The following is a 20,039-nucleotide window of genomic DNA, read 5'->3' as shown; positions in this document are numbered from 1 at the left end:
GCGTGTTGACTGGCGCTTTTTACCGCTGACAGGAAGACAGGGATGGGGCGCAGGCGACAACAGGGCGCGGCACTGCTGATGGTGCTGGTGGTGCTGGCGATGCTCGCGGCGGGGCTGGCCTGGCTGGTGGAAGATGGCCGGCGCCAGGTGGACGAGGTGCGCCTGTTGCACCAGCGGGTGCAGGTACGGGCCATGGAGCAGGCCGGGCTGGCCTATGCCTCCCAGGCCCTGCGCGATCCGGCTTGGCGGGCCAGCCCGCTGTTCTGGCAGGCCCTGCGTGGGCAGCCGTTGGCCTATGACTTCGGTGCCGGCAAGGCGCAACTGCGGGTGATCGACCAGCACACATGCTTCAACGTCAATGCCCTGCTGGGCGAGGACGGTCCACGGGCCGAGCGCCAGCTACGCCACCTGCTCGGCGACGACATGGCCGCCGAGCGGCTGGTCGATGCCCTGGCCGACTGGCTGGATGCCGACAGCGATGCCCGCTTGCAAGGGGCCGAGAGTGCCCAGTACCTGCGCCAGCAGCCACCCCGGTTGGCGGCCAACCAGCCAATGCTCGACACCAGTGAGCTCAACCTGCTGTTGGAGCCGGACAGTGGCCGACAAAGCCGCTACCGAATGCTCTGCGCACTGCCATCGACCGGTGGCTGGCGACTCAATGCCAACGCCCTGGGGCTGGAGCACCTGCCGTTGCTGGAGGCCCTGTACGAGGGGCAGTTTTCCCGTTCGATGCTCAGCCGCATCATCAGCGGCCGGCCGGCGGCGGGCTATGTGGATGCCACGGCATTGCGCCAGGCGCTGGGCGCGGTGGATGACGAGACCTTCGCCCGGCTAAGCGAAGGGTTGTTGCTCAACAGCGGCCATTTCGTGCTGCAGCTGTCGTTCGAGGAAGAGGGGCGCACGCTGCGCAGCCAGTTCCAGATCGAGGCGCTGGGCGTGGTGCAATGGCATGCGCGGGTGCCGGCGCAGCAGGTGCGGGTCAGGGGTAGGGAGGCAGGGGCCTGGTAGAGCGTGATCGCGGGGCAAGTCGCATCGGCGCACCGCCGCTCCCACAAGGACTTGCGTATTCCTTGTGGGAGCGGCGGTGCGCCGATGCGACTTGCCCCGCGATTGGGTCGAAAGGCGATCGATCAGAGGGTACCGATCTCCCCACCATCATTACGCTGGATCACCACCGTCGAAGCCCGTGGCCGCACCGAGGTGCCGGTCGGTGTGACGTCGGTGGCCTTGTCGGTGGTCGGCCAGTTGTCCGGGTGCTGGATGTTGACGAACATCGTCTTGTTGTCCGGGGTGAAGGTGATGCCCGTCACCTCGCAACCGTTCGGCCCGACGAAGAAGCGGCGCAGGGCCGCCTGGTTGGTGGCGTTGATCGGGATCTGCTTGCCGTTGGCGTCCACCAGGTCGGTGGGGATCACCGCCAGCAGCTGGTCGTTGGTGTAGCTGGTCAGGGTGGCCTCGCCGTTGTCGGTCTCGAACCACAGCACGCCGCGGCTATCGAAGCTCATGCCGTCGGGGCTGGCGAACTGGTTCAGTTCGGTCAGGCCGGAGCGGTTGATGTCCGGGGCGCCGGCGGCATTGGCGCCGAACACGAAGATGTCCCAGGTGAAGGTCTTGTGATCGTCGCTGTCGTGCCAACGGATGATGTGGCCGTGGCGGTTCGGGCCGCGCGGGTTGGCCGCGTCGACCTTGGCGGCGGTGCGCGCGCTGTTGTTGGTCAGGGTCAGGTAGACGTCGCCGTTGAGCGGGTTGACGGCGGTCCACTCCGGACGGTCCATGGGCGTGGCGCCCACGGCGTCGGCAGCGCCACGGGTGTTGAGGATGATGCCCGGCAAATCGGTGAACAACGCGCCGAGGGTGCTGCCACCGGTGGTCGGGGTGGCGACGTCGAGCAGTAGCCAGGCGCCGGTGCCGTTGGCGTCGAAGCGGGCCACGTAGAGCTTGCCCTTGTCCAGGTACTTGGCGCCGGTGGCCAGACGGTCGGCCGGGTTGGCATCGGCCGGGTCCCACAGGGCGTCGGAGACGAACTTGTACAGGTACTCGTTGTTGGAGTCGTCGCCGGTGTACCAGACCAGCGGCTTGCCGGCCACCGGCAGGCCCGGGCAGCAGCCTTCGTGGCGGAAGCGGCCCAGGGCGGTGCGTTTTACCGCCAGGGTGTTGCTGGTGTACGGGTCGATCTCGACGATGTAGCCGTAGGTGCTGGCTTCGTTGCGGAAGTCATCGGTGGCGCTGGCGCCGGTGGGGGTGATGTCGAAGCGGGCGAACTCGCCGGCCACTTCACTGGCGTCACCGGCCGCGGTTTCCCACTTGTACTGGCCGCTGCTGCTGGAGACGCCGATGCGCACCTGGTTGGCCGGGCGGGTGCCCTTGTTGACGAAGATGCCGGGCCAGTTCTCCTCGCAGGTCAGGTAGGTGCCCCACGGGGTATAGCCGTTGCCGCAGTTGTTGTTGGTGCCGCGGCACTGGGTGCCGGTGGGGGAGAACTTGGTCTTGACGTGATCGGTGCCGCGCATCGGGCCTGCGATGTCCATCAGCGAGACGGTGGTGAAGCGGCGGTTGAGCGGGTCGTTATCGACCACCTGCCAGCGCCCGGCAACCTTGCTGATGCGCACCACGCCTGCGCCGTGGGCGTTGATCTCCTTGCGCACTTCCTCGACCGGGCGCTTGCCGGCGACGGTGGTGGGGCCGGCCGGGTGCAGGGCGGCGGTGTCGATGTACTCGAAGTTGATCGCCAGCAGGCCATCGCTGGAGCTGCCGTTGATGGGGAAGAAGTGCATGCCGTCATGGTGCATGCCCATGGCGTTGGCCTGGTCGGTGGAGGTGTTGCTGCCATCGGCCTTCCAGGGGTTGGCGGTGGCGTTCAGCGGTGTGCCCCAGGGCGCCAGCACATAGGCGCTGTAGCCGGCGGCGACCACGCAGGCATCGGTGCGCGAGCCTGGAATGGAATTGAAGCCCAGCTTGAGTTTCGGTTTCTCCGGCTGGGGCGCCGGATCATCGTTGTCGGAGCCGCCGCCGCCGTCGAAGCAACCGGTCAGGCCGGTGCCGGCGATCATGGCGATGGCGGCGCCGAGGCTGCCGCGCACCACGGCGCGACGGCTCAGGTAGGTGTCCATGACACTGGCCATCGGCAGGTTGCCGCTCAGGTTCCGGTCCAGGTTATCGCCGGTATCTCGACTCATCAGGGTGTCCTTTTTTGGCTGAGTTGAAGGAGACCGCGACTCTAGACGGCAAGTATGTCGATTGATTGGCAGAAATGTTAAAGGGCGTTTAAAACGCGCTGCTATTACTAAAGGCCTAGTCCAGGCTGTTTTGGAATTAACAGCGGATTTCTGCCATCAAACTGTCACGCCAACGCCGCAATATCCGGGGCCCAACGTGAACAGGGATGGCGGAGTCGATGGCAAGCAGTATGGGCAGGCGCGAGGTGATCGGGTGGCTGGGCGTCGGTGCGCTGGCGCCGCTGCTCGGTGCCTGTTCCACGCTGCCGGGGCCGCGTGGCGGCAGCAACCGGGCGCTGGACCTGCTGTATGTGGCCGACACCCTCGATGCCCGTCAGCCGGGCCAGGCCGTGGTGCCGGCCACGCGCCTGGGACCGGTCAGCCACCTGGGTCGTGCACCCTGGATGAGCGGGCCCAACGCCAGTGCCGGGCAACCGGAGCTGGCGCCATTGCTCGATGCCCGCCTGGTCGGACAAGCCCGTACGGGTGGTTACGCGGTGCTGGCAGCGTTGCTCGAACAATTGCGCGCCGAAGCTGGCAGTGAGCACTGCCTGACCTTGGAGAACGGCCAGTGCTGGAACGGCAGTGGCCTGGCCTACCTCACTCAGGGCGAAAGCGGCGTGCAGGGCAGCCAGTTGCTGGGCAGCGAGGCGCGGGTCAGCAGCGATGAGCGGGTGCTGTGGCCACAGCGCAGCGCCGGGCTCTATCGCCAGTCTTCTTCTATCACCCTCGGCGCCGGACTGGCCGACACCCAGGCCAAGGCGCTGGGCATTGAAGGCGTCAAGGTGTTCCAGCGCGCAGGTGTGCGCATTGCGGTTGTGGGGGTTACCGACCCTTACGCCCAGGACCAGAAAGCCTCCCTGAAACAGTGGTACCAGTCCCTTCAACCGAGCTTCCAGCAGGCCCGGCGCGAGGCCGACCTGGTGGTGGCGCTGGCGGATGTCGGTACCGGACCCGGTCTGTGGCTGGCCGAGCGGGTGCCGGAAGTGGATGTGCTGCTGTGCGCCCGCGGCCAGGACCTGTGGCCCGCGCCGGTAATGGCGAGCCAGGCCAGTGGCCGGCGGGTGCCGGTGCTGTTCGCCGGCTGTCGGGCCAGTGGCGCGTTTCGCCTGCGTTGCCGCCAGGCCGGTGGCCAGTGGCAGTTCGAGGCGCGTTTTTTTCCGGCCTTCGAGCACAGCCTCGGACCGCAAGCCCAGGCCCGCGCCAGCCAGCTGCGCGGCGAACTGCAACGCCAGCGCAGCGGCCACGCCGCCTGGCTCGACCAGCCCCTGGCCCGCGCCCCCGAGGCGTTGTGGCGCCGCGATACCCGTGGCGGCAGCTGGGACCGCCTGCTGCACCAGGCATTAGCCGACGATTCGAGCATGCCGGTGCTGCTGCCCGGTCTGCGTTACGACTTCCCGCTGCGGGCAGGTGAGCCGATCACCCGTGAACACCTGATCAGCCTCACCGGTGGCTACCCCGCGCCAGTGGTCGAAGCCCCGGCGCGCCAGGTCGAACAGGTGTTGGAGAACGCCGCTGAGCAACTGTTCGGCGACCCGCTGCTGCTGGACAACAGCCAGGACCTGCCGCGCTGGCAGAGCCAGGACTGGCAGGTGAGCTACAGCCCCAACGGCAAGCGCATCATCGGCCTGCAGCCGGTGGAGGGCCTGTGCCGCACCTTCGGCCTGCACTTCGACGCCCAGGCCGGCGTACCGCTGTGGCAGACCCTGGAAGCCTGGCTGACCCGGCAGACGCCGGGCTGGGCGCTGGCCACCCTGCAATTGCCGGCGGTGCGCTACGTCCAGGGCCATCCGGGCTGGCACCCGCACCAGGTGGCGGCGTGACCTCGCGCCTGGTCACCTTCGCCTTGCTGACCCTGGCCGGCTGGCTGGCGGCGCAATGCGTGCTGCTGCTCAGCCGCCAGCCGCTGCCGGCCACTGCGCCCGTTCAGACGGACGTCGCGCTGCCGGGCCTGCTGGTGGAGCACTGGCAGGCTCCCGTCGATGACGGAAGTATCCCCATCACCCGCCTGCCCCTGGCCTACCTGGGCGGGCTCAAGGCCCAGCCGCTGTCAGCCAGCGTGGTGGTGCTGCGCCATGGCCAGCAGGTGCGCACCCTTGGCCGTGGCCAGCGCCTGGCGCCGGGCATCGTGCTGCAGGACATCGACGCCGATGGCCTGATTTTCGACAACAACGGGCGGCGCGAGCGCCTGCCCTGGCCGCCACGCCCCGCCGTGACCGGCTTCAAGCGCCAAGGATGAATGATGATCGCAAGGTACTGTCTGGCCGGGCTGCTGATGCTCGGCATGTCCCTGGCCCGGGCCGAAGAACCGGAAGTGTTCGCCGACGACGGCACGCCGCTGTACGAGGTCAATTTCGTCGACACTGAGCTCAGTGAGTTCATCGACAGCGTGTCGCGCATCACCGGCACCACCTTCATCGTCGACCCGCGGGTGCAGGGCAAGGTCACCGTGCGCACGGTCGATCGGCATGACGCCGACGCCATCTACGATATCTTCCTGGCCCAACTGCGGGCCCAGGGTTTCGCCGCCGTGGACCTGCCCAATGGCAGCGTGAAGATCGTTCCCGACCAGGCCGCGCGCCTGGAGCCGGTGCCGGTGGAAAGCGCCGGCAAGAAATCCGAGGGCAGCGATGGCGTGGCCACCCGCGTGTTCAATGTGCGCAACGCCGCCAGCGAGCAGATGCTCGGCATCCTCAAGCCACTGATCGACCCACGGGTCGGCGTGATCACCCCGTACCCGGCCGCCAACCTGCTGGTGGTCACCGACTGGCGCAGCAACCTGGAGCGTATCGACAGCCTGCTGCGCCAGCTCGACCAGGTCAGCGACGAGCCGTTGCAGGTCATCCCGCTCAAGCACGCCAGCGCCGCCGATACCGCAGGCCTGGTGACCCGCCTGCTGGCCCGCGAGCAGGGCAGCGATGCCGCCCAGGTGGTCGCCGACCCGCGCAGCAATGCCTTGCTGGTACGCGGCAGCGCCGACAGCCGCGAGCGTGTGCGGGCCTTGCTGGCCCAGCTCGACCGGCCCGGCGACAACCTGCGCAGCAGCAATACCCAGGTCATGTACCTGCGCCACGCCAACGCCGCCGAGGTGGTTAAGGTGCTGCGCGGCCTGAGCCAGGCCGGCGCGGTGCCAGCCGCCGAAGGCGAGGGCAAGGACGCAGCGCCGGTGCCGGCGACCAGCGATTCGGGGATCCGCCTGGAGTACGAGGAGGGCACCAACGCCGTGGTGATGGTCGGCCCGGACAGCGAGCTGGCTGCCTTCCGCAGCATCGTCGAGCAGCTGGACATCCGCCGGGCGCAGGTGGTGGTCGAGGCGATCATCGCCGAGGTGTCCGACAGCAGCGCCCAGGAGCTCGGCGTGCAGTGGCTGTTCGCCGACGAGAAGTTCGGCGCCGGCATCGTCAACTTCGGCGGCAACGGGGTGAACATCGCCAGCATCGCCGGTGCCGCCAGCAGCGGCGACAACGAAAAACTCGGCAAGCTGCTGTCGGCCACCACCGGCGCCACCGCCGGCATCGGCCATATCGGCGGCGGTTTCAACTTCGCCATGCTGGTCAACGCGCTCAAGGGCAAGAGCGGCTTCAACCTGCTGTCCACGCCGACCCTGCTGACCCTGGACAACGCCGAAGCGTCGATCCTGGTCGGCCAGGAGGTGCCGTTCGTCACCGGCTCCGTCACGCAGAACAATGCCAACCCCTACCAGACCATCGAGCGCAAGGAAGTGGGGGTGAAGCTGCGCATCAAGCCGCAGGTCAATGTCGACAACAGCGTGCGCCTGGACATCGTCCAGGAGGTGTCGTCGATCGCCGACTCCAGCGCCGCCAGCGATGTGATCACCAACAAGCGCGAGATCAAGACCAAGGTGATGGTCGAGGACAACGGCCTGGTGATCCTCGGCGGGCTGATCAGCGACGAGCTTGCCACCAGCAACCAGCGCGTGCCGCTGCTCGGCGACATTCCCTACCTGGGCCGGCTGTTCCGCTCCGACGCCAGCAAGAATACCAAGCAGAACCTGATGGTGTTCATCCGCCCGCGCATCCTGCGTGACGGCGAGAGCCTGGCCGGCCTGAGCCAGCAGAAGTACCAGAGCCTGCAACAGAACACGCCGCTCAAGCTGCCGTCCCTGGCCGAGGGCCTGCCGTTGCTGCAGGTGTTCCCCTCCAGCCGGGCGCGCCTCGAAGGCGGTGACTGGTGATGATGCCTTATCGCCTGGCGCGCCAGAGCGGCGTGGCCATGGCACCGACCGAAGGCGGCTGGCAGTTGTGGTTGCGCAGCAATGCCGACAGCGACCAGTTGCAGGAGCTGTTGCGCGTGCATGGTCTGCCGGTCAGCCTGGAGCGCCTTGACGGCGCGCAGTTCGACGAGCGCCTCGGCCAGCTCTACCAGGCCGGCGAGGCGGCGAACGAGGCCTTGATCGAAGGCATCGGCGAGCAGGTCGACCTGGACAGCTTGATGAGCGAGATGCCGCGCATCGAGGACTTGCTGGAAAGCGACGACGAAGCCCCGGTGATCCGCCTGATCAACGGCCTGTTTGGCCAGGCCTTGCGCCTGCGTGCCTCGGATATCCATATCGAGACCTTCGAGCAGAGCCTGGTGGTGCGCCTGCGCGTCGACGGCCACCTGCGCGAGGTGCTGCGCCCGCCGCGGGCGCTGTCGGCGATGCTGGTGTCGCGGATCAAGGTCATGGCCCGGCTTGATATCGCCGAGAAGCGCCAGCCCCAGGACGGCCGCATCACCCTGCGCGCCGCCGGGCGCGAGGTGGATGTGCGGGTCTCGACCCTGCCCGGCATCCATGGCGAGCGGGTGGTGATGCGGGTGCTCGACAAGCAGGCCAGCCTGCTGGCGCTGGACAACCTGGGCATGCCCGCCGCCGTGCTGCGCGGCCTGCGCGGCTGCCTGGCGCGGCCCAACGGCATCGTGCTGTCCACCGGCCCCACCGGCTCGGGCAAGACCACCACGCTGTACGCCAGCCTCAACAGCCTGAACGACGGCAGCCGCAACATTCTCACCGTCGAGGATCCGGTCGAGTACGCCATCGCTGGCATCGGCCAGACCGCCATCAACCCCCGCGCCGGGCTGACCTTCGCCAGCGGCCTGCGCGCGATCCTGCGCCAGGACCCGGACGTGATCATGCTCGGCGAGATCCGCGACCAGGAAACCGCGCAGATCGCCGTGCAGGCCAGCCTCACCGGGCACCTGGTGCTGTCGACCCTGCACACCAACAGCGCCGTCGGCGCGGTGACCCGCCTGCGTGACATGGGCATCGAGCCGTTTCTGATCGCCTCGTGCCTGCGCGGCGTGCTGGCCCAGCGCCTGGTGCGGCGGCTGTGCAGCTGCGCGGTGGCTCGGCCATTGCAAAGCGCCGAGCGCGAGCTGTGGCCGGAACTGGGCAGCCTGCGCGAGAGCTATCACCCGGTCGGCTGTGAGCATTGCCAGGACAGCGGCTATGTCGGCCGGTTGGGGCTGTACGAATTCATCGAGCTGGATGCCGGGCTGGTCGCGATGCTCTACGACGGCGAAAGCGAGCTGGCCATGCAGGCCTACCTGGATGGCCGCCGGCAGAGCCTGGTGGCCATGGCTAGCGATTGCCTGGCCCGTGGCGAGACCAGCCTGGCCGAAGTGCTGCGCGTGGTGCAGGGCTGAGCATGCCGACCTATCGCTATCAGGCCGTGGACATGAACGGTAAGGCGCACAAGGCCAGCGTGCAGGCCGACAGCGAGCGGCATGCGCGCCAGTTGCTGCGCGAGCAGGGCCTGTTCGCCCGGCAGTTGCAGCGCAACGATAGCGCGCAGCCCCGTCGCCAGCGCCTGACCCGCGCCCAGCTGTGCGAGCTGACCCGCCAGTTGGCGACCCTGATCGGTGCCGGCATCCCACTGGTCGATGCCCTTGCGACGCTGGAGCGGCAACTGCGCCAACCAGCCCTGCATGCGGTGCTGGTGACCCTGCGTGGTTCACTCGCTGAAGGCCTGGGGCTGGCCCGTAGCCTGGCACGCCAAGGGGCGCCGTTCACCGGGCTGTACTGCGCGCTGGTCGAGGCCGGCGAGCGCTCCGGGCGCCTGGGACAGGTGCTGGCGCGCCTGGCTGATCACCTGGAGCAGGTGCAGCGCCAGCGCCACAAGGCCCGTACCGCGCTGATCTACCCGGCGGTGCTGATGGGCGTGTCGCTGGCGGTGGTGATTGGCTTGATGACCTTCGTGGTGCCCAAGCTCACCGAGCAGTTCGCCCATTCCGGGCAGAGCCTGCCGTTGATTACCTCGCTGCTGATCGGCATCAGCCAGGGGCTGGTCCAGGCCGGGCCGTACTTGCTGGCGCTGGCGATCGGGCTGGCAGTGGCCGGTGGCTGGCTGCTGCGCAAGCCGCACTGGCGCCTGCGCCGCGACGACCTGCTGCTGCGCCTGCCGCGTGTCGGGGCGCTGCTGCAGGTGCTGGAGAGCGCGCGCCTGGCGCGCAGCCTGGCGATTCTCTGCGGCAGTGGCGTGGCCCTGCTCGAAGCCCTGCAGGTGGCCACCGAGACGGTCGGCAACCTGCGTATCCATGCCGCCATGGCGCAGGTACGCCAGCAGGTGCAGGGCGGCACCAGCCTGCACCGGGCGCTGGACGGCGCCGGCCAGTTTCCGCCGCTGCTGGTGAACATGGTCGGCAGCGGCGAGGCCAGCGGCACCCTGGCCGACATGCTCGAACGCGTGGCCGATGACCAGGAGCGCGGCTTCGCCCGCCAGGTGGACACCGCCATGGCGCTGTTCGAACCGCTGATGATCCTGGTGATGGGCGCGGTGGTGCTGTTCATCGTGCTGGCGGTGCTGCTGCCAATCATGCAGCTCAACCAGGGATTGCAACTGTGACAAGGAGACTTCTCATGCAACAACGACGCAACCGCCAGGGTGGCTTCACGCTGATGGAGATCATGGTGGTGATCTTCATCATCGGCCTGTTGATCGCCGTGGTCGCGCCCAGCGTGCTGGGCAACCAGGACAAGGCCATGAAGCAGAAGGTCATGGCCGACCTTGCGACCCTGGAGCAGGCGCTGGACATGTACCGCCTGGACAACCTGCGCTTCCCCAGCAACGAACAGGGCCTGGCGGCGCTGGCGAAGAAACCGACCCAGGAACCGCTGCCGCGCAGTTGGCGCAGCGATGGCTATATCCGTCGACTGCCAGAGGATCCGTGGGGTACGCCGTACCAGTACCGCATGCCCGGCGAGCATGGCCGGGTCGATGTCTATTCGCTGGGCGCCGATGGTGTGCCGGGCGGCGAAGGGCTCGATGCCGATCTGGGCAACTGGGCGCTCTGAAATGTCTGCCCGCTCCCACGCTACCCCGATCCACCAGTGTGGCTTCAGCCTGCTCGAGCTGCTGGTGGTGCTGGCCATCGCCGCGCTGATGACCAGCCTGGCGGTGGCCTGGCTCGACAGCGGCAGGAGCAGCGTCGACCAGGCCCTCGACCGCCTGGCCGCCGCCACCGTGGCCCAGGCCGACCTGGCGCGCCATGCCGGGCAACTGCGGGGGATACGCTGGAACGGTCAGCGGCCTGAGTTCGTGCGCCGTCAAGGTGATCAATGGCAGGTGGAAACCGTTGCATTGGGCGATTGGCCCAAGGGCCTGCGCCCGGACTGGCCAGCCAGCCAGACGCCCGTGCTGCTGTTCACCCCCGATGGCTGGGCCCGCCCGGGCACTGTGCGCTGGCGCTGGGCCGAGGGCGGCCGGCGTTGGGACTGGGACCGCAGCGGCCAGTTGCGCGTGAGCGTGATGCCATGAAACGCGGGCAACGGGGCTTCACCTTGCTCGAAGTGAGTGTGGCCCTGGGCATCGCCGCGGTCCTGGCGGTGATCACCAGCCAGGTCCTGCGCCAGCGCCTGGCCGTGCAGGACACCGTGCAGCAGCATCGCCTGGGCCTGCTGTGCGCCCGCGAGCTGCAGGCGCGTTTCGCGGTCGAGCAGTACTGGCCGGCGGCCAACCAGGACAGCGGCGTGCTGGTCGAGGGCGGGCAGGCCTGCCATTGGCAGCTGCAGTTGCGTCGTACCGGGGTGCGCGACCTGCGTCGTGGCGAACTGTTGCTGCATGCCGACCGCGACCAGCGCCTGCCGCTGGGGCAGTACACCGTGTTCCTGGAGCGGCCATGAAGCGGCGCCAGGCAGGCATGACCCTGATCGAACTGCTGGTGGCCCTGGCCCTCACTGCCTTGCTCGGGGTGTTGCTGTCGGCGCTGGTCAACGGTTGGCTGAAGGTGCGCGAGCGGCTTGACGAACAGGTGCGCGAAACCGGCGTGCTGGATTTCTGCCTGGCCCTGGAGCGGCGTTTCGATAGCCCGGTGCTGCGCCGCCTGTATGAACAGCGCCTGCCGCTGGCGCCGCGCTGGCTCGACTGGCAACCCGACCGCCAGCAACTGCTGTGGGTGGCCGCCTCTGCCTGGCCCCAGGCCGAGGGCGGCTCGCGCCTGCAACGCCAGCGTTTGCGTTTCGAGCCTCGCGAACAGCGCCTGCTGCTGGAAACCTCGGCCGACCTCTACGCCGCCGCAGCCCCGCAATGGGTGATGCGCGAGCGGTTGGAGCGGGTCAGCGCGATGAACATCCTCTACCACCAGTCCGGCCGCTGGCTGGCCTGGCCTTCCGAACAACCGGCGCACCCCGGACGGGGTGTGCGCGTGGAGCTAGTGCGTGATGGAGCACCGTCTACCTGCACCTTCGTTCTGCCCTGGGGGCGCTCATGAAGCTTGAATGGCGCCGCCGGGCGCCGGCACAACCCTGGTTGTTGCTGCGTCCAGGCGAGGTCTGGGAGTGGCTGCTGGTGATCCAGGGCCGTCCGGTGCGCGAGGGACTGGGGGAGCCACCGCCAGGGCTCGAGGCGCGCGTCGCCCTGATCGTTCCCGGCGAGCAGTGCAGCCACTTCCAGCTGGCCGCGCCGCCCGGGCTCAAGCGCGAAGAGTGGCCGTTGTTGGTCGAAGACCGCTTGCTGCAAGGCGCCGATGATGTGCTGTGTGCCTGTATCGGGCGTCACGCGGGGCAGGTGCAATTGCTGGTGGTGGCGCGGGCGAGGCTGGATGAATGGCGTGCGCAGTGCTCCGCCTGGGCGCTGCCGGTTGAGCGTTGCTGGGCTGAGTTCCAGCTGCTGCCCGACAGCGTGGGCGCGTCGGGTTGGCATTGGCGGCGAGGGACGGTGAGCCTGTACAAGGCCCAGGCACGTTGGTTGGCCTGGCCACAGGTGCTCGGTTTGCCGCCTACGTTGGACTGGCTGGCCGACGACGCTGACTGCATCGAGGGCCCATGGCCAGAAGTGCTGGTGCCGCTCGATGGCCTGTCGGGGGTGTTCGAGGCGCGACAGGCCCGCTCACGCCCGCGCTTGCAGGGCGGGCAATCGCGCCTGGCCGTCGCCTGCCTGGCGTTAGCCCTGGCGTGGGGCGGACTCTGGTGTGCGCAACAGTGGCGACAGGCCCAGGTCTATCGCGCCCAGGTGCTGGCGGTGACCGGTCCCCAGGCGACACCACGCCAGGCGGCGCTGGCGCTCAAGCGCCTGCGGGACGACGCCGGTGAAAGCCAGGTGCGCCTGCGTCTGCTCGACGCGGTGCAGGCGCAGGTCCATGCCTGGTTGAACGATCACCCTGGCTGGCAGGTGCGGGCGGTGCGGTACGACGGCCAGCGCTGGCACCTGGAGCTGGAAGGCGAGGGCACAGGCGCGCCCTGGCAGGACATGGCCACGGCGATTGGCGTGCACGTCCAGGTGGAAGACGAGGCACGCCGCGTGGTGTTCGACTTGGGGAGCGCAGCATGAACCGTGAATGGTTGCAGCAGCATCGGCTATCGCTGGCCTGGGGTGTCGTCGCGCTGTTGGTTGCGCTGCTGGCGCTGCGCGAGGGCATCGCCTATTGGCGTGAGCAGGCGCAGTGGCGGGCGCTGGCCGAATCGTTGACGGCGCAAGCGCAGCAACCCGCATTGACCCTGGAAGGGCTGCACCAGTCGGCCCAGGCGCGACACATCGAGCTCGCCGAGGTGCAGCCCGAGGACGAAGGCTGGCTGGCGCGTGGCAAGGTGGCCGATGCCCAGGCGCTGCAAGGCTGGTTGCAGGCCCTGCGCGATGATGGCGCGCGGCCTTTGCGGTGGGGATTGGAGCGGGACACCGAGGGGCTGCGCTTTACCGTGCGGCTGCGGCCATGAAGCGGCGGGCTGGCCTGTGGATGGCCCTGGTGTTCTGCCTGACGCTGTTGGTGGAGCTGCCAGCGCGTTGGTTGGTCGCCGGGTTCGGGCTACCGGCCGAGGGCGTGAGCGGCAGCCTGTGGCAAGGGCAGGCCGAGCGGCTGGGTGCGGCAGGACCGGTGCAATGGACGTGGCGAGCATGGCAGCGCGATCTGCAGGTTCGGTTGGTTTTTCAAGGTCAGGGTTGGCAAGGGCGCCTGAGCGGCTGGCCGTGGCGTTGGCAGGCCGGGCTGCAGGCAGTGGGCGCGCAGCCCAGCGCGGCCCTGGGATACCGCCTGACCGGGCAGTGGCAAGGGGGTATCAGCCTGCAAGGCTCGGGGCAGCGTTGCCTGGCCGCCGAAGGGCGGATCACGGTGGTCGACCTGGCTTTGAGCGCCCCGTGGTCCCTGGGATTGGGGGAGGGGACGCTGGAAATGGACTGTCGCCAGGGCTGGCGGCTGGTCGCGGGGCTGGTTCGCCAAGGCCAACACCAGCTCGGCCTGGAGGCCGACCTGGTGGCACGGCGGGCGCAGCTCGATTTCGCAATGTCGGCCGATGCCGGCCTGACCCCGGTGCTGCGCGGCCTGCAATGGCTGGGGCCGGAAGACACTATTGGGCAGCGTGGGCTGAGCTGGTAGCTCAAATGCTCAGGGACCACTGGGCTATCCAGAAACCGTGTTCCAACGCCTTGCGCCGTCGATCGCTGGCATGCAGGGCGCGCTGGTAGTCCAGGCGCAGGCTGCTGCGTGGGACGCTCAGTTCAATACCCACCGAGGCACCGGTCAGGCGCTGGGAGGGACTCTCGCGCATATAGCGGGCCCAGCCATGGTCAAGGCCTATCGATGGGCGTGCTTGCACAGGCCAGGTCCAACCCGAGGGCAGCGGCTGACTGAGGGTGTTGCGCCAGACGGCGGCACTGGCGCCGGTCACGTTGTGCTGACGAAAACCGCGCACGGCCGAGTGATCGCTGAGCTGCTGCTGTTCGATCGCGGGCAGGACATCGGTGCTGAATTGCAGGGCCAGTTCACTCTGCCAACGCCATGGGTGCTCGGCAGGGCCTTGGCGCAGGTGCAGGAGGTTGGCGCGGTACTTTGTGAAGTCCGGACGGGGCGCACGCTTGTTGTGGTGGGGCTGGTCGGCGCCGAACCAGTCCACGCCCTTGCTCACGCCCAGGTACAGGTTCCATAGCCCGCTCTCCAGCCACAGCAGATTGAGGCCGGCATCGACGGTACTCAGGGTCGGGCTCTGCAGCGCCAGTACCACCGGGCCAAAGCGGTTGGTCAATGCCTTGCGGTCCACGCGTGTGCTGGCACTGAGCATGCCTTGGCGATTGCGCCAGAGCACACGCTCCGCGCCAAGGCCGAAAAACTCGTTCTCGCCATTGCTGCTGTAGCGGGTCCGGGGCACCGGGGCACTGTAGCGCATCTGGCTGGCGTTGAGGCTGAAGGTCCAGGGACCGTGAGGCAGGCTGTAATGGAGGCTCAAGCCTTCGGTTTGTCCTGGTGCTTCGAAAACGGTCCGGTTGAACGACAGGCGCAGGTCGTCGTTCAAACCCAGCGGGCTGTCCAGGCCCAGGCCCAGGTTCAGACGATGGCGGCCGGTCGTTTCACCGCCACGGTTGTCGATGCTGGCGTCCAGGTGCACGCGTGAGCAGACCTGCCGAGGTTTGATCACGACGCGGGTCCCCCCTTGCAACTCCCCAGGCAGCAGGGCCATTTCCAGGTCGTAGGCGCGCAGACGATTAAGTTGGTCGAGGCCTTGCTCAAGATCCGGCAAATGCAGGGGGCGGCCGAGTGTGCCTGGAAACGCGTTGCCCAGTGACAGGGGCAGGCCCTGGTCAGTGATTTCGATCGATTCTATGAAGCCCTCGACAATCACGATATCCAGTGGGGCGCCATGTTCAGGGGGGCGTGCAACGTAGGGGCGGCTGGTGGGATAGCCGGCCTGCACGTACTGCTGGGTGATTGCCTTGAGCAATCGGTCGATTTCTGCTGCGCCCATGCATGAGGACGACAAGGCGCGTACGGTGGGTTCAAGGTGCTGGGACCGAAGTGTTCGGTTGCCCGCCAGTCGCACGCCACTCACTGCCCAGCAGCGTTGACCCTGTTCGGTGGACGGTGTTTCGCTTCGGTGTGCTCTGTCGATGGGCCGTGAATGTTCCCAGCGTTCGAGTCGTCGGTCCTGTTCCAGTTTTCGCAGTGACTGCTGTTGGTCGCGTAGGTCCTGGCCGGCCGGATCGATCCAGCGTGGAGCCGCTACTACCGCCGATGGGCAGGCCAGGAAGATACTGGCGAGCAGGATGCTCGCGGCTCGGTATGAGACGCGGCTGAAAGTGCGGGTGTTCATGGGTCTGGGTCCGATACCGGTCCTCGCCAGCTCGGCGATTCAGGGTTGGATGGGGAGGTGCAGCGGCCTGTGGGCCGCTGCTTGCCAGGTGTTCGCGCCTCAGCGCTTGCGGCCCTGCTCAATTTGCGAGACGTACTCGGTGGTGGTGTCGTGGCCACTGCTTTCGTACGGCTTGTTGTTGCTGTTGCCTTCACCCTTGCCATGGAACAGGCTGGTTAAGAAACCGACCGCACTCTTTGTCAGGCCCCCTGGCGTCAGGTCTACGTTGACCTTGGTATCCTCCTGATAGTCGCGGCCGCTGAGGTTCTGTCGGGTAATGCTGCTCCCGACGTCGACCTTGCCATCGCTGGCCTGTACTTTGGCGCCGACAAGATGGGTTGTGCCCCCGACGCCCAGGTCGATGCCCTGTGTGCCGGAGAGGGTGGTCTGTTGTGTGACGGTATCGTCAAGCTTCCTGGAGAGGCCTCCCTTGATTGCCGGCGTGACCTTGTCGGTGACCGTGCTCCAGAGCGCACTGACGATTTCGCCGATGTCGCCTTTGTCGAAGGCGTCCGCCAGTGATGGCTTGGCATCACCGGAAGCGTCTGCGGCGTCTTTCTGGTTCATTTTGATATCGGCATTGAGGGCCTTGGCGTCAGTCTGGTTCTTGCGACTTGCCACCAGCAGATCGCCACCGATTTCGCCTGCGACATGATGGGCTTCGACCTGGGCACCTTCGATACGGGTATCGCCTTTACTCTGTAACTCGACTGTGTCGGCGCGCAGACGGCTGTCGCTCCAGGTCGTGTTGTTGCTTGTGTCCAGGTCAAGCTGGACCAGGGCGTTCGCGCCTCCCAGTCCTATTGCTGAAAGCTTGGCTCCGGCGCCGAGGGTGATATCGAGGTTGTCGTGTTGTTCGGTGTTGCCTGCGGCTTCGATCAACACGCCACCATTGCGAGCCTCGAGGCCGATCTTCCGAGCACTGGCCTGCAACCCTTGCACGTTGAGGGCAGCATCATTGCTGGCCAGGCTCGTGAGCTGCACCGCCCCGTTGCTGTCGAACGTCGCGCCGACGGCGGTACGCTTTTCCTGGCTGGTCCGGCCAAAGGTGCCTTCAGCGCCCAGACCGCCACCCACAGCGCTCCCCGAGCCATCCAGTTTGCCACCCCAGGTACCGCCCACCTTGGTTTCGGTATCGCCGGCTGCGGCCACGGTCAGCAGACCCTCACTGTGCAGCGTGATATCGCCGGTGGCCACGGTGCCGCTACCGATGCGCGTTCCCTCCAGACGCAGGTCGCCATGGCTGGAGAGCCCAACCTCATGCTTGCTGTCGATTTGCGCGACTCGCGCCTTGCTGTTCTGAGCCTCGTGCGTGTGGTGTTTGAGAGTACCCTGCGCCCCGCCATTGGCTCCGATCAGGTTGACACCCGCCTTCAGCGCCAGGCCTGCGTCCAGTGTCGTGGTTTTCTCCACGGTGCGGTCATGAACAGCCGCCAGTGTCAGGTCACCTTGGCTATCCAGGCGCACCGCACCCTCGCCGCCGTCGATGCGGGTACCCTCGTAGTGTCCGTTACCCGTGAGCGCGACCTGAACCCCATGCTTGCCCTGCAGACTGCCAACGCGGGCAAGCGTGGTTTCTCCCAGGCTCGCCTCGGAGCCCCCATGCCCTTCAAGCGTGCCGTTGACATCCGTCAAGGTCTTGCTGTCCACGCGCAGGTTACCGCCTGCGTTGATGCGGCTTGTTTCACGGGTAGTGCGATCACTGGCGGCCAGCATCTGGTGTTCGCCCGCCACGATCCGCAGATCACCCGCCTTGGCGTTGTAGTCGGTGCCCTCGTCCTTGATGCTGTCATAGGCCTGAACGATGACTCGACCTGCTTCGAATGTGCTGACCTGCGCCGTGCTGGTGGTGTCCCTCTGCTTGAGCGACTGGTGCTCCAGGGCCAGCTTTGCCTCCAGGTTTGGCTTCTGCGAATCGTTGAGCGTCGATTCGGCTTTCTGGCCTGTAGCCAACTGGCGCAAATGGTCGAAGGCGTACTTGGCGCGATCTGTGACGTATGCATAGTCGGCACTGACACCCAGGCCTCCATCCCACTTGCTCAGGAGGGTCTCGCGTACCGTGGTGTCGGCTGCCGCCTGGTTGTCGATCGTGTCAGCATTTATTTCCAGCGATCCTTGCGCCTGCACCTGGGCGGCAGAGGTAACCAGCTTTGCGGCATCGATCTTCATGTCACCGCTTGATTTCAGCGTGCTGCGTTGAACGGTGGACTGACTTTGGAGCTCGACGGTCGGACCCTGGTAGCCGTCGATGCTCACGCCGACACGCTCGGTCCCGATGGTGGCGCTCAGCGCCGCGCCGCGGGTGGTGTCGAGGGTGTGTCTGCTCTCGTTATCGTAGGCCGCTGCAAGTTCGATGTCGTTGGCGTTGGCGGTGAGACTGCCGGCATTCGCTTGAACCTCGGAGCCCTTGAGCGTCAGCTTGCGAGCACTGGCCAAGGAAACGGTGCCGGCACTGACCGAACTCGCCACCTGGCGAGTCAAGGCTGTATTTTCATCCTTGTGCAAATGCTCGTAACCGATTTTCGCGGAGTACTGGCCTGAATCCGTTGCCGTTTCCCCGGCGCTGGCAACGAAGTCGCGAACACCAGTGATGCGATGACCCTGGTCGTTTTCCGCGGCGCTTTCAATGGTCAAGTCGCCCTTGCTGTCCAGCTGGAGGTGGTGCTTGGCATTGAGGTGTGAGCCACTGACCTGCATGTCGCTGCCGGCATGCGCAACGAGTTTGTTGCCCTTGAGCGTGCTGGCTTTGACCTGCTCTGTGTGCGACGTGCCGTCAGTGTCTGTGCGGTCAAGGTAAATGGTGTGGCTGTGCTGTTCCTTGGTATCGCGGCTTTCCAGGCCGGCGCCGATCGTCATCTTGTTGCCACTGCGCAGGTTCAGGGTGCTTCCTGCTTCAAGCTGTGCGGCGCTCAGCGTCAGGTCATTACCTGCCAGCAGGTCCAGATCGTCCTGCGCCACAAGGCGACTGCTCACAATCTTGCGATCGGTGGTCTCGGTAAGGCCCTTGCGGCTTTCGGTGGTGACGAACCAACTCTTCTTCACCCAGTCGACAGGGTCCTTCTGCAAGGTTTCGCGGGTAATGGTATCGAGCGTCAGGTTCTTCCCAGCGTTGAGCTCGACTTGCCGGCCCTTGCCATTGGCCGCAGTGAACTGCAAATCGTGCGCAGCGCTCAGCGCCAGCTTGCCGTTGCTGCTGGTGAGGTTGGTCTGGAGTAGTTCGTCGCCTTGCACCACCAGGTTACCGGCTGACTGGATGCTCAGGTCACCACGTTCCGCGTGCAGGTTCATCCCACCGATCTGCACACCCGCGCCCTCGGCAGTGCTCACGATGCGAATCTGACCGGCGCGCATCGAGCCGAGCAGGCTGGCGTCAATGGATCCGGATACGCCTGGCAGATGCTGCAGCACTGCGCGGTTTTCGGCATCGACAGTATTACGTCCGACGGTGAGGTTCAGGTCGTCCTTGGCCAACAGCAAGCCTTTGGCATCGATACGTGGCGCGATAAGCGCCAAGGCGCCTTCGCCATTGCTCAGGCCACGCCCCAGCACATTGAGGGCGCCGCGGGCATCACGGCTGTCGAGATGTTTGACCTGCCCATCCTGGACGTGCGCATTACCCACCACGAAGCCCGCGCGGGTCGTATTGATGAAGCTGCCACCGTTGACCGTGATGCCGTTGGGATTGGCAAGCAGGTAATCGGCTTTCTGCCCGAAGATTTCCTGCGCGCCTTCGATTTTCGAGGCGTTCTGGCTGATGACCTCGTTGAGGATGGTCGAGGCGGCCTGGCCTTGGAACTGCGGGTTGGCGCCGAGCTGGCCGGCCAGTTGCGATTGCCCGGCCTGCAGGGCGTTGTTCAACACCAGACCTTGCCTGCCGACGTTGTAGTCGAGGAACTGATTGTGCGACAGGCCGCTGGCATTGGGTGCGACGATGTCGATCACCGGAACGCCGTGGCCATTGTCGATGATCGGGGTACCTCCAGGGCCCGGCGCCGGGGTCAGGGCGCCTTGCGCTTGGACCTGGGTGGTGCCCAGCAGGGCGAGAAAGACAGCCCAGCGTAAAGTGTCGGGACTGGTTTTGGGAGCAGGATTTTGCATGAGAACCTCGCAAGTGATGTACGAAATCGAGTAATCATTTGCGGGAATTTTAAGAAGACTGTTGATGGCGTTTATGTGGCTCAATGCCATCACTTTGTGGGAAGGAATGCTCTTTGTCGCGTAGGAAAAGTGAGCAGATATCTACAGAAACGGAGTTTGACGGCGAAAGAGAAAGG

16 protein-coding genes are annotated in these 20,039 nt (G+C 66.6%); 13 read left to right on the top strand and 3 right to left on the bottom strand.

Translation table 11 applies throughout. The annotated features are described in order from the left end of the window. Positions 1 to 42: 42 nt before the first annotated feature. Positions 43 to 1,008, top strand: a complete 966-nt coding sequence (gspK, locus tag K5H97_RS23265; protein ID WP_028691615.1) for a type II secretion system minor pseudopilin GspK — start codon at positions 43 to 45, stop codon at positions 1,006 to 1,008. Positions 1,009 to 1,130: 122 nt separating this feature from the next. On the opposite strand, the gene K5H97_RS23260 is transcribed toward gspK, so the two are convergent. Next, a complete protein-coding gene (locus K5H97_RS23260) occupies positions 1,131 to 3,176 on the bottom strand; it encodes a PhoX family protein (RefSeq protein ID WP_028691614.1) in 2,046 nt (681 codons plus the stop codon). A gap of 218 nt (positions 3,177 to 3,394) precedes the next feature. Here K5H97_RS23260 and K5H97_RS23255 point away from each other — a divergent pair, with 218 nt between their 5' ends. From K5H97_RS23255 to K5H97_RS23200, 12 genes are read left to right on the top strand one after another with little or no spacing between them, the layout of a single operon-like run. Next, complete coding sequence (locus tag K5H97_RS23255) at positions 3,395 to 5,038, top strand: bifunctional UDP-sugar hydrolase/5'-nucleotidase (protein ID WP_028691613.1); 1,644 nt, start codon at positions 3,395 to 3,397, stop codon at positions 5,036 to 5,038. Then, positions 5,035 to 5,454 (top strand): pilus assembly protein PilZ, encoded by a 420-nt coding sequence (locus K5H97_RS23250; protein WP_036986278.1) that lies wholly within the window; start codon positions 5,035 to 5,037, stop codon positions 5,452 to 5,454. Before K5H97_RS23255 ends, K5H97_RS23250 begins: the two co-directional genes overlap by 4 nt. A 3-nt stretch (positions 5,455 to 5,457) precedes the next feature. Then, positions 5,458 to 7,410, top strand: a complete 1,953-nt coding sequence (gene gspD, locus K5H97_RS23245) for a type II secretion system secretin GspD (protein WP_036986285.1) — start codon at positions 5,458 to 5,460, stop codon at positions 7,408 to 7,410. Next, a complete protein-coding gene (locus K5H97_RS23240; protein WP_028691610.1) occupies positions 7,410 to 8,858 on the top strand; it encodes a GspE/PulE family protein in 1,449 nt (482 codons plus the stop codon). Before gspD ends, K5H97_RS23240 begins: the two co-directional genes overlap by 1 nt. A 2-nt stretch (positions 8,859 to 8,860) precedes the next feature. Further along, positions 8,861 to 10,057 (top strand): type II secretion system inner membrane protein GspF, encoded by a 1,197-nt coding sequence (gspF, locus tag K5H97_RS23235; RefSeq protein WP_028691609.1) that lies wholly within the window; start codon positions 8,861 to 8,863, stop codon positions 10,055 to 10,057. 14 nt (positions 10,058 to 10,071) lie between these two features. Continuing rightward, positions 10,072 to 10,506 carry a type II secretion system major pseudopilin GspG gene (gene gspG / locus K5H97_RS23230; protein WP_028691608.1) on the top strand — a complete coding sequence of 145 codons (435 nt, stop codon included), beginning with the start codon at positions 10,072 to 10,074 and terminating at the stop codon, positions 10,504 to 10,506. A gap of 1 nt (position 10,507) precedes the next feature. After that, the gene (gene gspH, locus K5H97_RS23225; RefSeq protein ID WP_028691607.1) at positions 10,508 to 10,969 is read left to right on the top strand and encodes a type II secretion system minor pseudopilin GspH; all 462 of its coding nucleotides are present in this window, start codon (positions 10,508 to 10,510) and stop codon (positions 10,967 to 10,969) included. After that, positions 10,966 to 11,334, top strand: coding sequence for a type II secretion system protein (locus K5H97_RS23220; RefSeq protein ID WP_028691606.1), 369 nt, complete (start codon positions 10,966 to 10,968; stop codon positions 11,332 to 11,334). The genes gspH and K5H97_RS23220 overlap by 4 nt, the downstream gene beginning before the upstream one ends. After that, positions 11,331 to 11,921 (top strand): prepilin-type N-terminal cleavage/methylation domain-containing protein, encoded by a 591-nt coding sequence (locus tag K5H97_RS23215; protein WP_028691605.1) that lies wholly within the window; start codon positions 11,331 to 11,333, stop codon positions 11,919 to 11,921. The genes K5H97_RS23220 and K5H97_RS23215 overlap by 4 nt, the downstream gene beginning before the upstream one ends. Further along, the gene (locus tag K5H97_RS23210) at positions 11,918 to 12,979 is read left to right on the top strand and encodes a GspL/Epsl periplasmic domain-containing protein (RefSeq protein WP_028691604.1); all 1,062 of its coding nucleotides are present in this window, start codon (positions 11,918 to 11,920) and stop codon (positions 12,977 to 12,979) included. Before K5H97_RS23215 ends, K5H97_RS23210 begins: the two co-directional genes overlap by 4 nt. Then, complete coding sequence (gene gspM / locus K5H97_RS23205; protein ID WP_028691603.1) at positions 12,976 to 13,362, top strand: type II secretion system protein GspM; 387 nt, start codon at positions 12,976 to 12,978, stop codon at positions 13,360 to 13,362. The genes K5H97_RS23210 and gspM overlap by 4 nt, the downstream gene beginning before the upstream one ends. Next, positions 13,359 to 14,018, top strand: coding sequence for a general secretion pathway protein GspN (locus tag K5H97_RS23200; protein WP_028691602.1), 660 nt, complete (start codon positions 13,359 to 13,361; stop codon positions 14,016 to 14,018). Before gspM ends, K5H97_RS23200 begins: the two co-directional genes overlap by 4 nt. Position 14,019: 1 nt before the next feature. Here K5H97_RS23200 and K5H97_RS23195 read toward each other — a convergent pair whose 3' ends face one another. Next, positions 14,020 to 15,726, bottom strand: coding sequence for a ShlB/FhaC/HecB family hemolysin secretion/activation protein (locus tag K5H97_RS23195; protein ID WP_081791601.1), 1,707 nt, complete (start codon positions 15,724 to 15,726; stop codon positions 14,020 to 14,022). A gap of 99 nt (positions 15,727 to 15,825) precedes the next feature. Next, positions 15,826 to 19,947 carry a hemagglutinin repeat-containing protein gene (locus tag K5H97_RS23190; protein WP_162175270.1) on the bottom strand — a complete coding sequence of 1,374 codons (4,122 nt, stop codon included), beginning with the start codon at positions 19,945 to 19,947 and terminating at the stop codon, positions 15,826 to 15,828. Positions 19,948 to 20,039 lie beyond the last annotated feature (92 nt).

This window comes from Pseudomonas mosselii, assembly GCF_019823065.1.
Classification (GTDB): domain Bacteria; phylum Pseudomonadota; class Gammaproteobacteria; order Pseudomonadales; family Pseudomonadaceae; genus Aquipseudomonas; species Aquipseudomonas mosselii.
Note: the sequence above shows the minus strand (reverse complement) of the source record. Positions and strands in the feature narration are given on the sequence as shown.